This is a genomic window from Butyricimonas sp. RTP31003st1_G1_RTP31003_210430, assembly GCF_040920905.1.
In the GTDB taxonomy this organism is placed as follows: domain Bacteria; phylum Bacteroidota; class Bacteroidia; order Bacteroidales; family Marinifilaceae; genus Butyricimonas; species Butyricimonas paravirosa.
Genome location: NZ_JBCOSQ010000007.1, coordinates 18,151 through 38,211, shown reverse-complemented (window position 1 = coordinate 38,211; position 20,061 = coordinate 18,151). Strand labels below are relative to the sequence as shown.

Below are 20,061 nucleotides of genomic sequence, written 5' to 3'. Positions count from 1 at the left end.
CTTGTCCTTGGAGTTCTTTTTATTTCAACAACTTTTGCAACAAGCTCTTCAGTTCCGGACTTGAGGGACGGGGCGAATTAATCGTAACGACCTTTCCTTTTTTGTTAAATACCATAAACCGAGGTATCCCTTTAATTTTATAATCATTCATTATTTTATCCCTACCTTGCTTGTTCTTACCATTAGCAAATAGCTGAATACCTTCCAATCCTTCCTGTTCCAATGCCTCCAACCATTTTTTATAGTCTTTCTGTTCGTCGACAGATACTCCGATAAAGACCACGTCTTTTCCCCTCATCTCCTTTTCTAGTTTAAGCAAATGTGGGATTTCTGCCCGACAAGGCCCACACCATGTAGCCCAAACATCCACGACAACTACTTTTCCTCGAAAATCCGACAAGGAAACCAGTTTTCCATCCCGATCCGGGTAGGTAAAATCAGATGCTAATTTTCCGGCAGTACCCTTGTATAATTTAGCCGAAACATCATCAACTCGTTGTTGATGATTGGCTGTTGTCAAATAGTTCCCGTAAGTATCCAAAAGTTCGATATAATCTTCATACTTCCTACACTTTTCCATCTCCCAAAGAATCATTTCAGCTTTCAACGGATCGCTTGACAACCATTCCAAACGATTCTCCAAAGCAATCCGTTCTTTTTCTCCACCACAAGCAAAAGTCGTATAACGTTGTAAATAATCATAGCCATAAGGTTGCCTTAATATCGAAGCATCCGACAACTTTCCTTTTTTCACGATTGTCTTATAATATTCCGGATAATCTGCCGGTGTCGGACGACTTGGAATATGTGTCGGTCTGCCATCACGCATATAAACTTCTTTCGTCGCTTTTAAAGCATTCAATATTCTAAACGCAGCATAATCCAAATCATAATCAACCGTTTGCCTAACTAAAGCCGCGAAAGCCGCATCCCGGAAAGAGATTTCATCCTTAAACTTCTCCGCCTGTGGTAAAAAAGCCACGAAATAAGGATAAAAATCCCTGTAATCGAATAAAACATATTTCATATCATCCAACCTTTTCCTCACAGGTATCATCATTGATTCCCAACGAGCCAGTAAAAGATTTTCTGGAGTATTACGGTCAGTTATCATCAGCGTATCTTCTAAGATGTTCACCTCAGCCCGATCACCCGGCTCCAGATACAGACGTACACGATCTAAAATTTTCTCTCCTCCCACGGTATAAAATCCCTGATATGCAGGTTGAAAAGAAAAACCATAATGCCCATCTTCACTAATATGAGTTGTTGCCACCAAACGTTCCTTACCATCCACCACCTCATACAGATTTACATTCTCCATTTTATCCTTCGTCACCTTTCCTTTCAATTCGACATAAGTAGTACGATCTGTCAACTCTCCTTGCAATTTATCGAAAACTCTTTTTATAATCTCTTTCAATTGTGGAGTTTCAGCCTTATCCTCCGCCTCTCTTCCTAATTGAATATAACGCTCAACTTGACTGTTATCACCAAGATTCATGATAAAATTTAAGCCACCGAGCATATCAAACTCGACATAAGTCGGTAAATTTTCCTTATTCTTCTCCAAACATTGCAACACGTTCTCTACATCCCGGGTTTTCAAAGCAACAATATACTCCAACAGGCAACTAATCTTATCCTTTCCATCAAACTCAATCTTTCCCGATTGAGTTTTTATCAATCCATACATTTCAACCCACTCATCTCCCCGATCATGATGTAATCGTGTCAATGCATCCGAATACACGGAACAAATTCGCTCATCCACAACCGTACTTCCTATATTTTTATCAAAATCCGATTTATTACTCACCAAATAAACAAATCGTTCATCATCCGGTTGCATCGCCTGTTCAAAAAGATACCAGTTCTCCTTGCGACATTTTGTTTTATCATTCAATTTGCGAAACGTTTCCCGACAAAAGACTTCAATATCTTTATCACGCGAAGCGTCTCTCAAAGCATTTACATATGCGGCATATTCCTTTGTTGACAATTTACCGGACTGATTACGTCCTTCCAAATAAAATAATGAAGTCTTTTCATTCAACCCTCTCTCCACGCGCATTCGAAATCGCTCCCATGAACTCCCCCCACCCAATTTATGCTGCACAGAGCCATCCGGTCGTAATATAAAAAACGTTGGGACAGCCTTTATCTCAAAACGTTTCCGGAGTTCAATCCCCTCTCCCTTCTCTATATCATATTTCACACACACAAATGCCTCATTCATAAATTCTCCTGCTTCAGCTAATGTAAACACGTTATTCAACATATCTTTACATGGGCTACACCAACTAGTATAGCAATCCACAAACACCATTTTCCTCTCTTTTTGGGCTTGTTCTAACGCCTGCCGGAAAGTCAGATCACGAAATTCCACACCTTGAGCATTTGCACGAAAGATGGTACCGCACAAAAGTGCGGCCCATAATATCAATCTAATTTTCATCTTTTTAATCGTTATTTTTTATATTCGAAATCGACCACTTTCCCACATACATTTTTATAACGGGCAACTTCTTTTAACGAACCATCCGTACTCATCTCCAGCACCACGATAGAACCCGAGTTCTTTGCACCCGAACCATCACTGACACCAACCCACATTTGGTTGGTATTTCCAACCTGATCACATTCAATGTAATCAACATTTCCTCCTCCCACTTCATATTCCATCAACAAATTTCCCGTGTCAAAACTAACACAGGCAATCTTTCCGGCATAACCATAATACAGAAAATTAGCTTTCTGGGAAGTCGTAAAAGTATGTGCCTCTTTACCACCCGGATGAGACAACTGTCTCTTCCTTTTCGGAGAAAACTGAGGATTGTCGTCCTTATCTTTACCCACCTCAAAAGAAAGCATATAATGTTCGCCCGCATCATCAACCATAACAGCCCGTCCGCTACTCATAGAATACTCATTACCGAACAATCCTCCCCACACCATCTGCATTCCCACACTATTAGGATTAAACTCTCCCGTTAGATCATCCGGTAAAGTAATAATTTCATCATATTGCAAAGGACATTTCATAGAAATAAAACGCTCTTTTCCTTGATCATAAAAATAAGCCCTGTAATTAACCATAGAGAAAAAGAAATCAAACGGGGCTATCTTCTCGTAGTCTCCTTTCACGGCAACCCCATACTTCGGATAACCGTTTTCCCGATTTTCTCTCCGGTAAAGAAGTCCATTATTGTTCACATATTCATAAAAAGTAATGCTATGCGTACCAAAAGACTGTGGTTTGACAATCTCCGGCTGAAAATAAAACATATCTTTAAAATCCATCACATACGACATATCCAAAGGTTTTATCACGACACCACCTCGTTCATCATCCGTCATGATCACCACCATCTTTTCCGCTCCAGCAATCATGCTTGTTATATAACGAGCCCCGATCGGGTTCTTGCCGGCTACTTCCCCGTTCACTTTCTGGTAGGCATCCTCCACCACCGAACCGACAACATTCACAAAAGTCACGTTAGCCTCCCCGTTCACGTTACTCAATGCCATCATCCCTTTTGAATAGGAATTGACCACCGTAACGTATGTCAACCGATCAGGAACATACTGTATTCCCGTTTTCTTATCCGTCATCTCGAAAACGAGCGAGTATTCCTCCGGTATACTTGTAATTTCCACATCCAAATCCTTCTCGAAAGATAGGGTATCTGACTTCGTGGGATTATTGGAACCGTAAGTAATATACATATGCCACAAATAAGTATAATTTTCCGGATTAAAATCTCCATCACTTACAGTAATCTCCGGTGTAATCTGCAAACGCGTGAATTGCTCCACTGTTGTGTCCTTCATTCTTTCGATAGTAACATCGTTTAATTCCCTGTATACATCATTTCCCTTATCCTCCAAACAGGCATAAAAGGCACAGACAATAAACCCTAACAAACAATATATTTTTTTCATTTATGTTTTTCATTTACTAAGTTACACAATAAATCACCAAGGTTCTATAATAGCGTTGTTCTCATCCCTTATCGGGTAATTTTCCTCGAAATAATTACTCATATAGGCTCCATACACTTGCCACATCGTGCGTTCATTGGAATACTCGCTCGCTTCTACCGGAAAATCCCGTTTCAATTCAATCATACACAACTCATGTTTCCGCCGGGAATAATCACCGAAATCATACTTGATTGTCTGCTCCCAGTAAATCGGTTTACCCAACATATTAGAAACAAGCAGCCTGCAACTTAAACGTTCGGTAATTCCCAATTCCAGTGCCTCCGAAGGTTTCAAGGCAAGCGCAATGACAACCTGTTTGTTTTCCAAAGCCTCATCCTTATTATAAATAACTACGGGAATATTCACGTATACCGAATCACGGGGCAACTCGTACTCTGCCTGTAAAGCCTCATAGTGTAAACCTACTTTCGCAGTCGTCCTTTCCTCATCCACCACGACAATCACCGGACGCCCTTCTGCCGCAACCTCCCCGGCCAAATTCACCCGCACCCACAATGTATCTTGATCAACTCCCTTACCGGCAAAAGAATAAACAATACTGTCCAAGGTCTTTGTCCAATAATAACTTTCCGTCTGCAACTGGAAATAAACGGCATCCTTCCCTGTAAAAGGATAGTCTGCATTATCCTTACAACTTCCAAAAGCTATCAACAACAAAAAAATATAATATAACTTCTTCATAATTCCGCTTTATTTAATATCACCAAACTCCATTTCATCATCCGGCATCGGGAACACATAATTGCCGGTCATCGCAATACCCATATCAGGTAAAGTTTTATAATCAAGTCGCTTATAATAATAGAACAATTGCCCTTCCGCCATAAACTCTTTCCGATACTCGGCCTCGATTTCCGCAGCTAGATCACAATTCTCCTCCAACGGGTAATTCACGTATCCCCGATGATCACGCAAGGTTTGTAAATAACTTTTATCACCCGAAGCCTCTGCGGCAATCAAGTACATCTCCGACAATTTCAATAAAGGAATCCTGTTCACGCCCCGGTATTTTCCAATATATGTTTTAGCTTCCCCGGTTTTCAAAAAAAACGTATTCTGATTCCGCCAATCTATATCCACGCCGGGAGTTCCGAACACGCTGGCACGACGAGTATCAGAAATATGACACTGCACGGAACTCTCTTCGCCGAAAAACACGTCCGACCGTCCCTCTTCCATATTGTATACATACAAGGAAGAGATGTACTCGTTTTCACTGCACAAACTTCCCCATGTTCTGTCCTTCACCAATTGTGATTCCTCCAACAAAGTGAACTTTTCAGCATCAATAACTTCTTTTGCACATTCCAGAGCTTTTGTCTTGTCTCCTTTGTATAGATATACTCGTGCCAATAAAGCCGTCATTCCGTAATAATTCAAACGGGACTTCCTATACAACCAGAAACCGTCACCCTGAATATAATCCTCCGTCTCGTAGCCTTGCTCTGTATACGAATCAAATGACGGTCCGATCGGATCTACTTCCTTGATCAATTTTCGTGCTGTCTCCACGTCACTAATCACCTTATCGATCACCTCTGCTACTGTCAACTGGGCTACCGGTTCATTAGTCACCTTTTCCACGTAAGGAATAGCGGCCTCATTCGCTCCCCGCAAATACGATGGGGCAAATCCCCGCAACACATCGAAATGCAGGAATCCTCGCAACGCCATGGCCTCGGCCTTCACAGTCTCGTACACACCGCTACTGAAAATACCTTTCTTTTCATCGATATTATCAAGAATATGATTACAATTTGCTATCGCATTATAATTTCCCCTCCAGATTGAATCAATACATTCTTCAACCTTGGTTGCCTCATAATCATACTTAAGAGCATCCGCATAATTAATTGCCACTTCCGTGTACACCTGTCCGACCATATCTAAAAAGCCCATCATCTCGTTTCCGCCATACATCCCCGTTCGCGCCATAACCGTGTACACACCGGTCAATGCATCCCGGAAACCAGCCTCCGACTCGAACAAAGCTTCCTGTTTTATCTGCGACTTCGGATCCACGTTCAACCAATCACTGCAACCTCCCGACAGAAGGATACCTGCCAACCCAATATATTTTATTATTCTATATTTCATAATTCAGACCTATTAATTTCGTAAACAACTAAAACCGGGCTTGTAAGCCAACACTAAAATTACGGGCAAACGGGTAATCGATACCTCTCTCTTGTTTCACCGTTGAAACCCGGAATACATCATTCATATAGAACAAAGCTTTCAATCGCTTTAGCCCTATTTTTTTCATCCAAGGCATCTTAAACTCATACGACACGTTCAAGGTGGACAACTCCAACCAATTATTATCCTCGACAAAACGAGAAGTGGGCTTTGTTACACTTGTCACGTTAGCGGTAGCACCACCGATAAGTCTCGTGAACATCACTTTGTCTCCCGGTTTTTGCCAACGATCCTCAAATACACGCCGATCTACATTCTCCCGCAAATCCGCATCCTGCACCTTGTCCACTAAAGTCTGGTTGTAAATCTGTCCTCCATAATTGTAACGGAAAATCGCATTCAACTGGAATCCTTTCCATGCCAAATTAGTCCCGAACGTACCTTCCATATCCGAATCTGTACACCCGCCAATCACGTAATTATCCGTACTCCAAGTTGTCACAATATCCCCGTTTACAGCTTGAAACAACTCGTATCCGGTAGCCGGGTCAACCCCTAATGACTGATTCACCCAAATGGAATTCATGGATTTACCTTCAATATAACGTACTTTAGGACGATTCGACTCTTTACTCTTGGACCCAGACATCGTGTCTTCATCCTGATTGTCATTATACGCACGTAAAGCATTCGAAATTTTCAACAATTTATTCTTATTATGCAAGGCCGTCACGTTCACGCTCCAGTACAACTGTTTAGAAGGATTCTTCAGCAACGCCACGCGCAGGCTCAACTCATACCCATAATTCTTTACCTCCCCCAAATTATCCATATACGAGCTAAAACCCAAAGAAGGTGGCAAGGTCACGGAAGTCAATACATCTTTGGATAATTTTATATAATAGTTACCTGTAAAATTAATCCGTTCATCCCACAAATCGAGATCTAATCCATAGTTTTGCTGCAAAGTACGCTGCCATCCCAGTTTCTCATTTCCCAAAGCCATCACCTCGGCTCCTACCGTATGGTGATAACGCTCACCTGTCAAATACTTGTAAGTAGTCATCGCTTGGTAAGGATTGTAATTCTGGCTACCAGTCAAACCGTATGAACCTCGTATCTTCAATCGGTTGATGAAAGCCACATTTTTTAAAAATCCCTCGTTATGCAAATTCCACCCTAAACCAACAGACCAGAACGGCGCCCATCGCTTGTCAGAACCGAAACGTGAAGACGCATCCTCGCGAAAAGAAAGATCCAACAAATAACGTTCATCGTAACTGTAATTCAAATTCCCCAAAAAACCCACCAGACGGGAAGTGTACTCATCCCCGGAGGGCGAACCAGCCTTCTCGTACTGCGTCGCAAAACTGATATAGTCCAGATTCTCGTTTGGGAACCCTTCCGTCTTTACCGTGAATTCCCTTGTCACGCTCTCTTGAAGATTCCAACCTAAATTCGCATTTATCACATGCTTGTCCAACTGGTAGAAATAAGTCATTACCAAACTGGCATCATAACTATACTTCTCCCCACGAGTCCCGACATAAGACCCCCGACGGTCAAAATCATCATCCCCGTAAACAGCAAAATCCGTATGCTTGGCCGGTTTAAAATTATCCTTATATGTATTCTGGTGGGTAAACGAAAAACTCCCCTTCAATCGCACCCCATCCGTGATACTCCAATCCATCCCAAAATTATTCGTCACGTCATTATATTTTTCCTCATCAATCGTATTTAATGTCGTATTATACAACGGATTGTAGTAATCCTTTCCTAACCCGCCACCGCCAATCGGGATATACTTGTCAACCTTATAAATATAATTGCCGTCGTCATCCTTATACCGCACGTAAGGATTACGTTTCGCATAAGTACTGAACGACCCGTAAGGAGAATTTGTCGCCTTTACATTCGAATAAGTCAAATTATTCCTGAAAGTTAAATTTTTGTAAATATACTGTAACTCCATCCCCAAAGCCAAACGACGACGCCCGGATTCTTTCATTACCCCCGGCGTGTTGCTATATCCCAAATCGATACCATACCGGATATTATCATTACCGCCATCTAAACGCAATGAATGTTTATTAGCCACGGCTACGGCATCCAACGGCTTATCCAACCAGTACGTGTCATATCCTCTCTCGATATTCGCCAACTTCTCGTTATACCACTTATTCAACGTGAGCTGGTAATTCACCATCGTAGACGTATACATCCCCGCTAACTTTTCAATTTCTAACTTCTCGACCGCATTACACACGTTATAATCACTCAGATCGGCAATATAAAACGAGGCGTCCATGTTATAGCTCACCTGCATCTTACCGTTTGCCGGGGCATTAGTCGTGATCACCACGACTCCATTGGAGGCTCGCGATCCATAAATTGCCGTGGCAGCCGCATCCTTCAGTAAAGTAATAGAAGCCACCCGGTAAGGGTCCATGTCATACACCTTCTCTGCCGTAGTTTCGAACCCGTCAACGATAAATACCGGCGTGTTCGGATTTCCCTCATATTCACTCTCGATCCCGGAAATACTCCCGGCTCCCCGGATCTGGAATTCAGGAACCACGTTCGGGTTCGAACCAGCCAAATTATTATCTATTTTCATGAAAGAAGGATCAACATTTTGCAAAGCCGTCAGGATATTTTGATTTCCCCCCATCTGCAACTCCTCTGCCGTGATGGTCCGGGCAGCCCCGGTAAAACTATTTTTCGCCTGCGTATAGTACCCGGTAACCACGACATCCTCTAACTCACTTATCTCCTCCTCCATCACCACGTCAATCTGTGTACGTTTTCCAATCACCTCTTCTTTTTGTTTCATCCCGATCATTGAAAACACCAGGGCATTATTTCCTACCGGAACCGCCAAGGTATACTTCCCGTCCACGTCCGTCACGGTGCCTAACTTCGTGCCTTTGATAATCACGGTCACGCCCGGTAAAGGTTCCTTCTTTTCATCCGTTACCTTACCCGTAATCCGATTCTCTTTCTTCTCTTGATCGGTAGTCTTTTTTTGAATAATAATCACGTTCTCCTTAAACAAAAATGACAACCCGGTATTTTCCAAACATTTCTCCAGAACATCCCGCACCATAGTTTGACGTACATCCACATTGATATGCTGGATAGATTGCACGTCTTCGGATTTATAAATAAACATATATTCTGTCAACTGTTCTATATTTCTGAACACTTGACTTAACGTCGCATCAGACATTTTCAAGTCGATACGAGCCTCCTGAGCGCTAATGGTAGCGTGACAGGTACAAAAACCCAAAAGCATAAATAACGCAAGTAATTTCATTTTTCTCAACGTTTGTTGAAATTTCCGTTTTTTTCTCATAACTTTGTTTAGCTTATTATTAAATTAATACAGTGTTAGCTGAGGGGCTAACAGGTAAGGGGATGTGAGGGCATCTCCTTATTTTATTGACTCACGTAAATTGTTTTTTCAGCATAAGTGAAATGAATCCCTTTCGTTGTTTGGAGATATTCCAGAATTGTATGTACTTCCGCATACCGGTTAGAATGAAGATAAAAGCGGACATCTTTCAGTGAGGGCTGAGTGTATACCACCTTAAAATCATACCAACGGGATAATTGCCGGAAAATATCTTCCAAACGTTCGTTATTCGCAATAATTTTACCTTCTTTCCAAGCGAGGGCAGCTTGTACGTCGGTTTGTTTCGTTTCTAACTTTCCGGTAACACGGTCGAATATCGATTGACGTGAGGGCGTCAACGTGACATCCTTACCTACTTCCGGGAATTCCTGTCTGATTTTCCCGGACACGAGAGTGGTAATAACCGCGCTTTCGTCATCATAAGCCTTTATATTAAAACTCGTCCCAAGTACGCGCAAATCCATGGACCTCGTGTTCACGATAAAAGGGGCATTCCCATCATGTTCCACTTCGAAATAAGCCTCCCCTTCCAAATAAACCCGTCGTTCACCATTCGAAAAAGTTTCAGGATACTTCAACGAACTCCCCGCATTCAACCACACCCGACTCCCATCTGCCAAGACGAGGTTAAACTCACATCCCCGGGGAATAACGAGAGTATTGTATTCCACCTGCCCTACCATCGAATCCGATTTTGCCACGTATTCCAATCTCCCCGAATCAGCCAATTGAATATCAACCCTCCGGGAGGAACGAATAATCTCCATGTTTCGAGAGGAAATCGGGATCTCTTCTCCATCAGCCAATTTTAGGATCGGTACATTGGTCAAGGGAACAGAAACGGTAGCCAAAGTGGCAGGTTCCACCGACCGGTATTTCCAATTCCAAACCATTACCCCGGACACCAGTATCACGGCAATCACGGCAGCATACCTTACAATTCCTATCTTCAAGCGATAACGACGCACCCGGTCTACCACCTGTTTTCGAGCGACCTCGTCATCTATATATTCCCACCGCTTTGCCCAACGGATCAAATCATACTGTTTCACCCTCTCCTTAAAAATTTGTTGAGCCTCCACGTCACCGACAAGCCACTCATTGAACTCCCGTTCTTCCTTCTCGCCTAATTCTCCCGAAAGATACTCCCGGATTCGTGTCTCTTTTTCATTCTTATCCATCATCTCGTATTTGTATTCATATTTTATAAGACAAACACGAGAATTAAAAAATGGGTGAATAACTTTCGAGAGTTTTTTAAAAATTATTTTTCTCCAAAATGAAAAATAGCAAAAGGGCATCGGAAAATTGCTGGCGTAATTGTTTCAAACCACCACTCAATAAAGTCTTCACGGTATTCACGGACACTCCCAATTCCTCAGCCGTCTCCTTGTATTTTTTCCCTTCAACGACAACAGACATTACCACCATTCGAGTCTTCCGCGGCAATTCCTCGATCGCTTTCCGAATAGCCTCGATCAATTCCAGAGAAACAGTCATCGCCTCTTCCTCCACGGCATCATACCGCAATAATTCCGCTTGTGCAAATTCCCTCTGATCCCGAATCTTGTTCAAACAAGCGTTTTTCACGCAACGGAACAGATAAGTACTCAAGGCTTCCGGAGACAACTGTCGATAAACATTATTCTTGATAAAATGGTAAAACACCTCCTGTACAATATCTTCCGGGAAAGTGCAATCATTAAGCATTGACCCGGAGAATAACACCAACGGCTTATAATAACGTTGGAAGAGTAATTTTCCCCCCTCGTTCATATCCTTTTGAAAAGCTGTTAATATCTCCAAATCCGGCACACCCATTTTCATCCAAATTTCCATTTATCAAGACAAACATAATGAAAAATCGAATCTTTTCACGCTGATTCAATAAAAAAATCATAACGAAAAACCCCGTGACCAAAGTCACGGGGTTTTTATAGCGTTTGTTATTTTCCGATCAACTCTCTCACCTTCGCCTTCACCATCTCCGGGTCCGGGTTTACCGGGAATACCAGATCAGGTTTCTGCATCACCGGGTTAAACTCTTTCTTGTAACGAGCCACACCGCCACCCGTGATATTCAACATGATCACGGCATCCTCCTCCACTCGCTGTTCTTTAACAGCTTGCATCAACGAGGCCAAGGCAACCCCTGCCGCCGGTTCTATATCAATTCCTTCCAATTTTTCGAATAACTTCTGTGCTTCCATCGCCTCCTCGTTCGTCACCAACAACATATCGCCACCCGTTGCCACTAGCGCATCATACAATCCGCCTTTCAAAGAATACGGCGGCTTACGATTGGACAACACCTTGGCACACATCTCTTTCACCTGTTCCCGGGCAACATCCTCGTCCAAAGGCAACAAGGCACGAGAACCTGCCTTCCACGCGTCGTACATCAACGAGAAAGGAGCATTTTGTGAAACCATCAATTTCATCAAATGCGAACCGAAACGCCCGTCAGCAACAAAACGTTTGTTTGCCTCCCAAGCGGCAATAGCCCCGGTTCCGCTCCCCACAGCCTGGAAATAGTAATCCGGGATACGCCCGATCTTCTCCACGGCTGACAACACCGTTGTTCCCATCCCGTCACGACGAGCCACGTTCTTGGCCCCTCCCTCCGGGTAGAAAAACTCCATCTCGCATATAATATTAGAAAGATGAATCGCATCAAAATAATCACACCCGGAAGCCGAGCAAACCAGTTTCACGCAATCATTCCACGGCCCATCCGCCCAAATTGCCTCCAAATTATCTTCCGGAATACATAACAACAACGGGATATGATTCTCCGAACACACACGTCCGAAAGCCCGCGCCGTGTTACCGGCAGAAGCCACCACCATGATCTTGTCATTGAAAGCATTCGTCCGCGCACACACGGTAAACGCCTCACATTCCTTGAACGACCCGGTTTTCATCATGGCATTCCGTTCCGGCCAATAGCCATTAAACGTGATGTACAAATTAGACAGCCCTAAATATTCAGCCAGCCCCTCGCTCTTGTAAGTCACGGGAGCACCGGAACCTTCCAGCGTCCGGCAAATAGGCATCCAGTTAGCATACCTGTAAATACCGGGCAGATCATTTCTCACTTCGAATTGACGTTTTGCATAATTTGCATAGATCAAAGCCGCACCATCCTTATGGGGACATTCCAACTCCCACTCTTTATCCTCAAAAGTAGTCCCGCAACATGCTGACTCTAAATGATAACTTGTCATAAATTCTTTCCTTGAATTGTACATTTCTTTATATGTACAAAAATAAAGTATTCAGACCTACCATAATAGAGTATAAATACCACTTTTAAGATAAAAGTTAAAAAATAAAAGATAAAAGTTACAAGTATCTCCCAATCTCCCGCTCTTCTCAACTTTTATCTTTTAACTTTTAGTTTTTATCTTTTAGTTTTTAGTTTTCTCCTTCACGTATTCCGGCACAGTCAGTCTCATGATGTCCCGCTCCGATATCCGGCTCCCGAAGAAATTACAATAACGCTCCGCTTCGGCCTCCACGTTCGGAGTATTCGGATAAAGAACAACTTGTATCTCCGCATCGGGACGAATCATCCGTGCCAGCAACTGCCTGATCTCGAAATCGGCAGCAGGTAAAGAATAACCGATAAACACGATTCTCGTCGCCTCCGACAGCTCGATCGCCGCATTCTGCCATACCAGCTTGATCTGGATATTACTCAAGTTCTTTAAATACGTCGGTAGCAACAAATTACTCTGCAACTTGATCGAGTTAATCTCCGACATCCCATAATTTTTCCGGCAATGCCGACAATAGGCAGCCTTCATGATCTCGATCTCCTCGCCGAATCGCACATACATACGCTGGCACATGGGACATTGAAACCAGTTCATCGACCCGTGTAACTTCAACAACTTAATATTATATCCCCCATACCCCACGGCAAGCAATCCCGGTTTGATTGTATCATCATTCGCCTCCCAAGAACTCACGTAGCAACAATAATCCACCACGCTCAACTTTTCCGGATGCCCGTTTTCGATGGCCCGTTTCAAGGCATGGTCGAACATCACATCCCAGTTCGTCGTGATCACCGATACCCGGTCCACGCCATCCTCCATGCGCCGCCGTGCAACTTGATTAATATACTCGGCAAACTCATCGATATAATCACAACAAGCCCTATTCTTCTGAAAACTGTAATTTACCGCCGCCCCCATCAGTGCGTTAAACTCCTCCCGCAGTTCCACCAACCCCCGCGCACTATACCGCCCGATAGAAAGCCCGTCCCAGACACAACGATCAATCGGCGTGAAAATATCTTCCAACTGCACGTTACAATAATGGTCCTCGTAAATATGCAATTCCTCCTTCAAGAACCCGATAAAATTATCTTTGGCCTTGATCAGACGCTCGTTTCCCCGCGTAAAATCTTCATCCAGAATAGTCTTGATAATCTCGTTCTGGACCAATCCCCCGGCCTCCTTAGAAAAACCCGACCCCAAAAAATAAACCGTCTTCTCCATTTATCGCATTTTGTTTTTACATCTTCACAAAAATAACATTTATCAGTTTCAAAAATATGACATCCCGGTTTAATTTCTTTTCTTTTTACAAGCACGGGAATCATAGGATTTAATAAGGTTTTCCAACCCTGACCCCTGCCTGTTATCCGGTCGTTACCTGACTGTTAGGCGGCAATTAGGCGCCATCGCCCGATTGTCGCCCGATTATCGCCCGATCATAGCCGCCATTTTAACAAACAATAAGCAAAAATAACATCGACCATATTCCCATGCCAACAAGCAACAGGCAAACTACAAGCCTCCACCAATACACCCACCCCCATGCATTGCCCCGTATCGTCCCTAGCATAAGGTATGATTCACGTAACAACAACTTTCCCTGTTTCATTATTTCGGAAACAATACGATTAAACCAATAAATTACTTTTATACATGATCAAGAGACTTTTCACTGATAGCTATCAAAATTATATTAGTGAAAATTTAACAAACAAACACATCATTCTTTAACGATTACCATTCAGTAAATCGAAGAAATAAATTACCTTTGTAATATAGGTATAAATTAAACCCGTAAAGAATGAATATAGATAGTCTTTTAAATTACTATTTTAAGGATTGTAATGCACAACCCTTGATTGAAGTATTCGATACGGAGAATATTTATAATGTATACTCGGATATTGTAAAATCACTCACGAACTATCCCGATATAGAACTGAGTGTAATGCAAGCATTAAGCTATTGTTTCTACGAAGTATTGGATAATGTATTAACCCACTCAGGAAAGACGTGTGGTACGGCCATTTCATTATACAGCCCCACCAAGTCTATGATTCAGATATTGGTAGCTGATGATGGGATGGGAATCCAGCAATCATTGGCACAAAATCCACTATATGCACAACTTTCGGAACCGGAAGCTATAGAGAAAAGTATTCAGGACACTGTGACTGATGGGAAAGGAATGGGATTCGGACTTTATTCAACGTCTCGGCTTATAAAAAACGTGGGAATACGATTGGAAATTCATTCGGGTCTTCACATATTGGTGTATGATGGTAAAGAGACTCATGTACATCCATCATCGTCATGGCAAGGTACGATTGTCTATTTTGACATCCACTCAAACCGCGAGATTGATCCCAACGAGATAGTAGATAACCGAACAGATTGTGAGTCTTTGTATAACGAGACGTTTACACCAATTGATGACCTGGAACAACTATGGTAATATAAAGGAATATGATAACATTCAAATTTGTCACGATAAACGAGAACTTAGGTACCCGACAACTGGGAGAAAAAGTTCGTTTCCAATTGTTAGATCTTATGCAGGAAAATGATAAGGTCGTGCTGGATTTTAGCGGGGTGAACGTCGTATCCAACTCCTTTGCAGATGAGTGTCTTGCCAAACTTCTTCTTATTATGCCTTTGGAAGAGTTAAAACAACGCACCACTTTCAGAGGATTAAATGAATTTGCACGCAAGAATATAGCCATCGCATTCCGCCGCCGGTTGAACGCCATGAAAGCTGTTAAACGAGTTTAATTCAATATTCAACAAGAGCTATCCTGTCGCAATCCAATATAATATCCTCGACTTTTCTGTAAAATATTTCCTAATTTCTTCATTTTATCCAATACCATACGGCAAAGGGAGAAATGAAGAAACTGGAACAAAATTATCCCCCCATAAGTTCATTTTCTTTATCTCCCCCCTTTCTCATAATGATTACACTATAAATGCCAATGATCGTGAAAAACGAAACCTTGACAAAGGCAAACGTTGAATATGACGTACAAATCAACGATCAATTTTTAGATAACTTATCCCGTGATCAAGTCATAGAAATACAACATATAATTGACGGATTCTTACAGGCAAGAGTTTAGCAACACGTCAATCATATAAAAAACCTTGCAAATCAATCGATTTACAAGGTTTTCATTTTTTCGGTGAACTCGGCGGGAGTCGAACCCACAACCTCTTGGGCCGTAACCAAGTGCTCTATCCATTAAGCTACGAGTCCTTTTCATTTGAGCGATGCAAAGGTAATATAATTTTCTTCACTTGCTCACTTCTCGTGAGAATATTTTTAAATAATTCTTTCCTGTTGAAGATATAAGAGAAATGCTTACTTTTGCGCCATGTATTATAGTATCGGACGATAAATAAGGAAATATTTAATAATCAAACATTAAAATTCATTACAACGATGAGAAAACTATTCATGTGCGTATTATTACTTGCCGGAACCTTAACTTTACAAGCGCAAATAAAAATCGGCAAAATGAAAATCGACACGAAAAAAGCTATTCAAGCCGGAAAGGATGCGGCCGGGGCGATCACTCTTTCCGACGAGGACATTGCTAACATGAGCCAGGAATACATACAATGGATGGACACACATAATAAAGTGGCGGCACCGGATAGTGAATTAGGAAAACGCTTGGCCAAGATCACGGCAAACTTCCCCAAAATTGAAGGACTGAAACTGAATTTTGCTATATATGAAGTGGTTGATGTTAACGCTTTTGCCTGCGGAGACGGGAGCATTCGTATCTTTGCCGGACTGATGGAATTAATGACTGACGACGAGGTGCTGGCTGTTATCGGTCATGAGATCGGACACGTGGTACACCAAGACACTAAACACGCCATGAAAAACGCCTATCTTCGCTCGGCCGCCAAGAACGTGGCAGGTGCGGTAAGTGAAACAGCGTCGAAATTGACCGATTCCCAACTGGGAGCGTTGGCAGAGGCTTTCATGGGGGCACAATTCTCACAAAAGCAAGAATTCGCCGCTGATGATTACGCTTTTGATTTCTGCCTTCAACAAAAGGTTGACCCCTACGCCATGTCAAAAGCATTGACAAAACTGGTAGAACTCTCCAATGCCGGGGGTGAAAAAGCCTCTCGCATACAACAGATGTTTTCTACCCACCCGGATAGCGAGGCTCGTGCAGCAAGATTAAAAGAAAGAGCCGATAAATTACAGAAATAAAATACCAGAAAGTCATTGGGTTTATAACCTTATAAACAAAAGAATACGTCAAACGACTTTTGACGTATTCTTTTTTTATCCCCACAAACGGGGATACATTTCCTCCAAACAACACCCCCAATATCCTTACTTTTGGTGATGGATTCATATTATCCTACCCTATAACTTTGCGTCGACAAAAAGAAGTAAGTGATGAAATGCAGATTTGGGATTATTGAGATTCTTTGTTTATTGGGTTATCTATCTATCGCGCTACCGATTCAAGCGCAAAGTCAAATACAATTTCACCTGCAAGGGAATATAAAAGACGCCAAGACGAACGAATTACTGGAATTCGCAACCGTATTATTAAAGAATGATTCCGTGCAACTTCACGCGATCAGTGATACGAAAGGAAGTTTCAGCATAAAAAACGTTCCAACCGGGACCTACTCTCTTAGCATCTCTTTTATCGGATATACCCCAATGCATCAATCCCTGTCCATCCACCGGGATACGACAATTGCAATCGCCTTGCAACCGGACAATATCACGCTAAAAGACATTATTGTCACCGCATCCGAATCCAGAGGCCTTACAACCTCTTCCAAGATTAACCGCAAGGCCATGGAACTCCTGCAACCGTCAAGTTTCACGGATATACTGGCATTACTGCCGGGCGGAAGAACGAAAGATCCCGCCCTCGGTGGCGTAAACCAAGCCCGTTTGCGGGAAGTTGGTGTTTCCAGCGACGATTACGATATTTCATCCTTAGGTACCTCTTTTCTTGTCAACGGGGTTCCGATCAACACGGATGCCAACATGCAACACGTGCTGGGAGCCAGTCAAAGCGATCACGATTACTACCGGAACAGCACGGGCAAAGGGGTTGATATGCGTATGCTGTCAACTGATTTCATCGAAAGCGTGGAAGTGATCCGGGGAATACCTTCCGTTGAATACGGTGAACTGACCAGCGGAGTAATCAAAATCCAACGAAAAGCAGGAGCCCATCCGTGGGAAGCCCGCATAAAATCAGACCCAGAAAGTAAACTCGTGTACCTAGGTAAAGGATTCGCGACAAACAAAGGATGGATATTCAACTTCGGGTTCGATTACTTGGATGCAGAGATCGATCCCCGCAACAATCTGGAAAACTACAAGCGTCTCTCCGCAACCACCCATGTGGCACGAGAATGGAAAACAAGCACCCGGTCATTATCATGGGATTTGGACTTGGACTACGGGCAATCCATTGATGATGAGAAAAGCGATCCGGACATAAGCTACAAAAAGATAGACAAATACAAATCCAGCTATCACCGGATGTCCGTGTCAAACAGGCTGAACTGGGTATTCACCCAATCCCGGCACTGGCAATACGTCAACTTAACCGCCGCCGTGGACTACTCGCTCAACAAAATCAAACAGACTAAATTTATCTCGCTGGATAAAGATACCCCCATTCCCGACAACACGGAAGAAGGCGAACACGACGGGATTTTTCTCCCATATCGCTATACGGCACATTTAAAAGTGGATGGCAAACCCATCAATGCTTACGTGAAGACGATGAGCGAATTTCACTTCGATCTTTTCAACACCACGAATAAATTGAAAGCGGGAGTTGAATGGCGAATGAGTAAAAACCTAGGGGAAGGTCAGGTGTACGACCTGACACGGCCTCTTTATCCCTCGACTTCCTATCGCCCCAGACCGTATGACGAGATTCCGGCAGATCACCTGTTATCGTTTTTCATCGAGGACCGGATTGATATTCCTATCGACCGGCATCGGCTGATCGTGGCCGGGGGTATACGTGCCTTCTCCCCGCTCAACTTGAATGCGGATTACCGGATGCAGGGTAAAATATACTTTGATCCCCGGGTAAACGCACAATGGAAATTCCCGACCTTGTTTCTCTTCGACCGACAATTAAACATCCAACTTGTCGGCGGGATCGGCTGGCAAAGGAAAATGCCCGTGATGTCACAACTCTACCCGGAGAAGATCTATTACGACCTGACTCAATTGAACTATTATCACACGAACGCTGACTTCCGGCGTTTAAACATGATGACCTACATTATTGACCCGACGAATTACGATCTGGAACCCGCCCGTAACAAGAAATGGGAAGTACGTCTGGATTTCGATTATGACAAACACCTGTTCTCCGTGAATTATTTCTACGAGAAAATGACTGACGGTTTCAGAACAACCAATTACTACCGGTCTTTCCAGTATAAAAAATATGACGCCTCAACCATTGACCACACCTCATTACAGGGACCACCGGAATTAAGTGACCTGACTTACACGAACGACACGGTGATCAGCACGTACGGGATAAACACGAACGGTAGCATGATTATCAAAAAAGGAGTTGAGTTTCAATACTCGTCCAACCGTATCGAATCCATACACACCCGTCTCACGGTCACCGGGGCATGGTTCAAATCGACCTACCACAACAGCCAGCCGGTGTACAGGAAACCCAGCGTGATATTGAACGGGAAGGAATTAAAATACATCGGGTTATATCTGGACGACGACGGGTACATTCGGGAACAATTCAACACGAACTTCATGTTCGACACGTACCTGCAAAAACTCGGACTGAATTTCGCCACTTCGGTACAATGCATGTGGTTTACCGCACAGGAGAGCATGAGAAAGAACGGGGTTCCGATCAAGTACGTGGACATCAAAGGCGAAGAACACGATTACACGGCTGCCGATCAAACCGACATGGAACGCCAGCATCTGGTAGTGAACTATAACGAGGCCGCTTTCAAACGGACAACGGTTCCCGTATCCATCAACATCAATTTCTCGGCGACCAAGTATTTCAATCAAAAGATAGGACTCTCCCTGTTCGTGAACAACATACTGGACTACAATCCCAGCTACGAGGCCAACGGGGCGAAAATCAGAAGGAAAGCAGTCCCCTATTTCGGCATGGAATTGAACATCAAATTATAACACCAATATATCATGAA

The 20,061-nt window shown here is 43.0% G+C and carries 13 protein-coding genes and 1 tRNA gene; 4 read left to right on the top strand and 10 right to left on the bottom strand.

Annotated features, from left to right (window positions below; all coding sequences use genetic code 11):
- Positions 1–19: 19 nt before the first annotated feature.
- From AB5542_RS03615 to AB5542_RS03575, 9 genes are all read right to left on the bottom strand, one after another.
- On the bottom strand, positions 20–2,458 hold the full coding sequence (locus AB5542_RS03615; protein ID WP_279037494.1) for a TlpA family protein disulfide reductase: 2,439 nt from the start codon (positions 2,456–2,458) through the stop codon (positions 20–22).
- A gap of 11 nt (positions 2,459–2,469) precedes the next feature.
- The gene (locus AB5542_RS03610) at positions 2,470–3,945 is read right to left on the bottom strand and encodes a PKD-like family lipoprotein (protein WP_279037496.1); all 1,476 of its coding nucleotides are present in this window, start codon (positions 3,943–3,945) and stop codon (positions 2,470–2,472) included.
- Between the two features lie 33 nt (positions 3,946–3,978).
- Positions 3,979–4,689 carry a DUF4843 domain-containing protein gene (locus tag AB5542_RS03605; RefSeq protein WP_279037498.1) on the bottom strand — a complete coding sequence of 237 codons (711 nt, stop codon included), beginning with the start codon at positions 4,687–4,689 and terminating at the stop codon, positions 3,979–3,981.
- Between the two features lie 9 nt (positions 4,690–4,698).
- Entirely contained in the window at positions 4,699–6,105 is a 1,407-nt protein-coding gene (locus AB5542_RS03600) for a RagB/SusD family nutrient uptake outer membrane protein (protein WP_279037501.1), read from the bottom strand.
- A 28-nt stretch (positions 6,106–6,133) separates the two neighbouring features.
- Positions 6,134–9,466, bottom strand: coding sequence for a SusC/RagA family TonB-linked outer membrane protein (locus AB5542_RS03595; protein WP_279037503.1), 3,333 nt, complete (start codon positions 9,464–9,466; stop codon positions 6,134–6,136).
- A gap of 122 nt (positions 9,467–9,588) precedes the next feature.
- Positions 9,589–10,746, bottom strand: coding sequence for a FecR domain-containing protein (locus AB5542_RS03590; RefSeq protein WP_279037506.1), 1,158 nt, complete (start codon positions 10,744–10,746; stop codon positions 9,589–9,591).
- Between the two features lie 76 nt (positions 10,747–10,822).
- A complete protein-coding gene (locus AB5542_RS03585; protein WP_229128236.1) occupies positions 10,823–11,392 on the bottom strand; it encodes an RNA polymerase sigma factor in 570 nt (189 codons plus the stop codon).
- A 119-nt stretch (positions 11,393–11,511) separates the two neighbouring features.
- Positions 11,512–12,792, bottom strand: a complete 1,281-nt coding sequence (locus AB5542_RS03580; RefSeq protein WP_279037508.1) for a cysteate synthase — start codon at positions 12,790–12,792, stop codon at positions 11,512–11,514.
- A 183-nt stretch (positions 12,793–12,975) separates the two neighbouring features.
- Entirely contained in the window at positions 12,976–14,073 is a 1,098-nt protein-coding gene (locus AB5542_RS03575; protein WP_279037511.1) for a hypothetical protein, read from the bottom strand.
- A 580-nt stretch (positions 14,074–14,653) separates the two neighbouring features.
- Here AB5542_RS03575 and AB5542_RS03570 point away from each other — a divergent pair.
- Positions 14,654–15,307 carry an ATP-binding protein gene (locus AB5542_RS03570; protein ID WP_279037514.1) on the top strand — a complete coding sequence of 218 codons (654 nt, stop codon included), beginning with the start codon at positions 14,654–14,656 and terminating at the stop codon, positions 15,305–15,307.
- Between the two features lie 11 nt (positions 15,308–15,318).
- Positions 15,319–15,624, top strand: coding sequence for an STAS-like domain-containing protein (locus AB5542_RS03565; RefSeq protein ID WP_124318322.1), 306 nt, complete (start codon positions 15,319–15,321; stop codon positions 15,622–15,624).
- A gap of 408 nt (positions 15,625–16,032) precedes the next feature.
- Here AB5542_RS03565 and AB5542_RS03560 read toward each other — a convergent pair.
- Positions 16,033–16,105, bottom strand: a tRNA-Arg gene (locus AB5542_RS03560).
- 186 nt (positions 16,106–16,291) lie between these two features.
- Here AB5542_RS03560 and AB5542_RS03555 point away from each other — a divergent pair.
- Together AB5542_RS03555 and AB5542_RS03550 are read left to right on the top strand one after the other, a co-directional pair.
- Positions 16,292–17,080 carry a M48 family metallopeptidase gene (locus AB5542_RS03555; RefSeq protein WP_118302100.1) on the top strand — a complete coding sequence of 263 codons (789 nt, stop codon included), beginning with the start codon at positions 16,292–16,294 and terminating at the stop codon, positions 17,078–17,080.
- Positions 17,081–17,272: 192 nt separating this feature from the next.
- A complete protein-coding gene (locus AB5542_RS03550; RefSeq protein ID WP_279037521.1) occupies positions 17,273–20,044 on the top strand; it encodes a TonB-dependent receptor in 2,772 nt (923 codons plus the stop codon).
- Positions 20,045–20,061 lie beyond the last annotated feature (17 nt).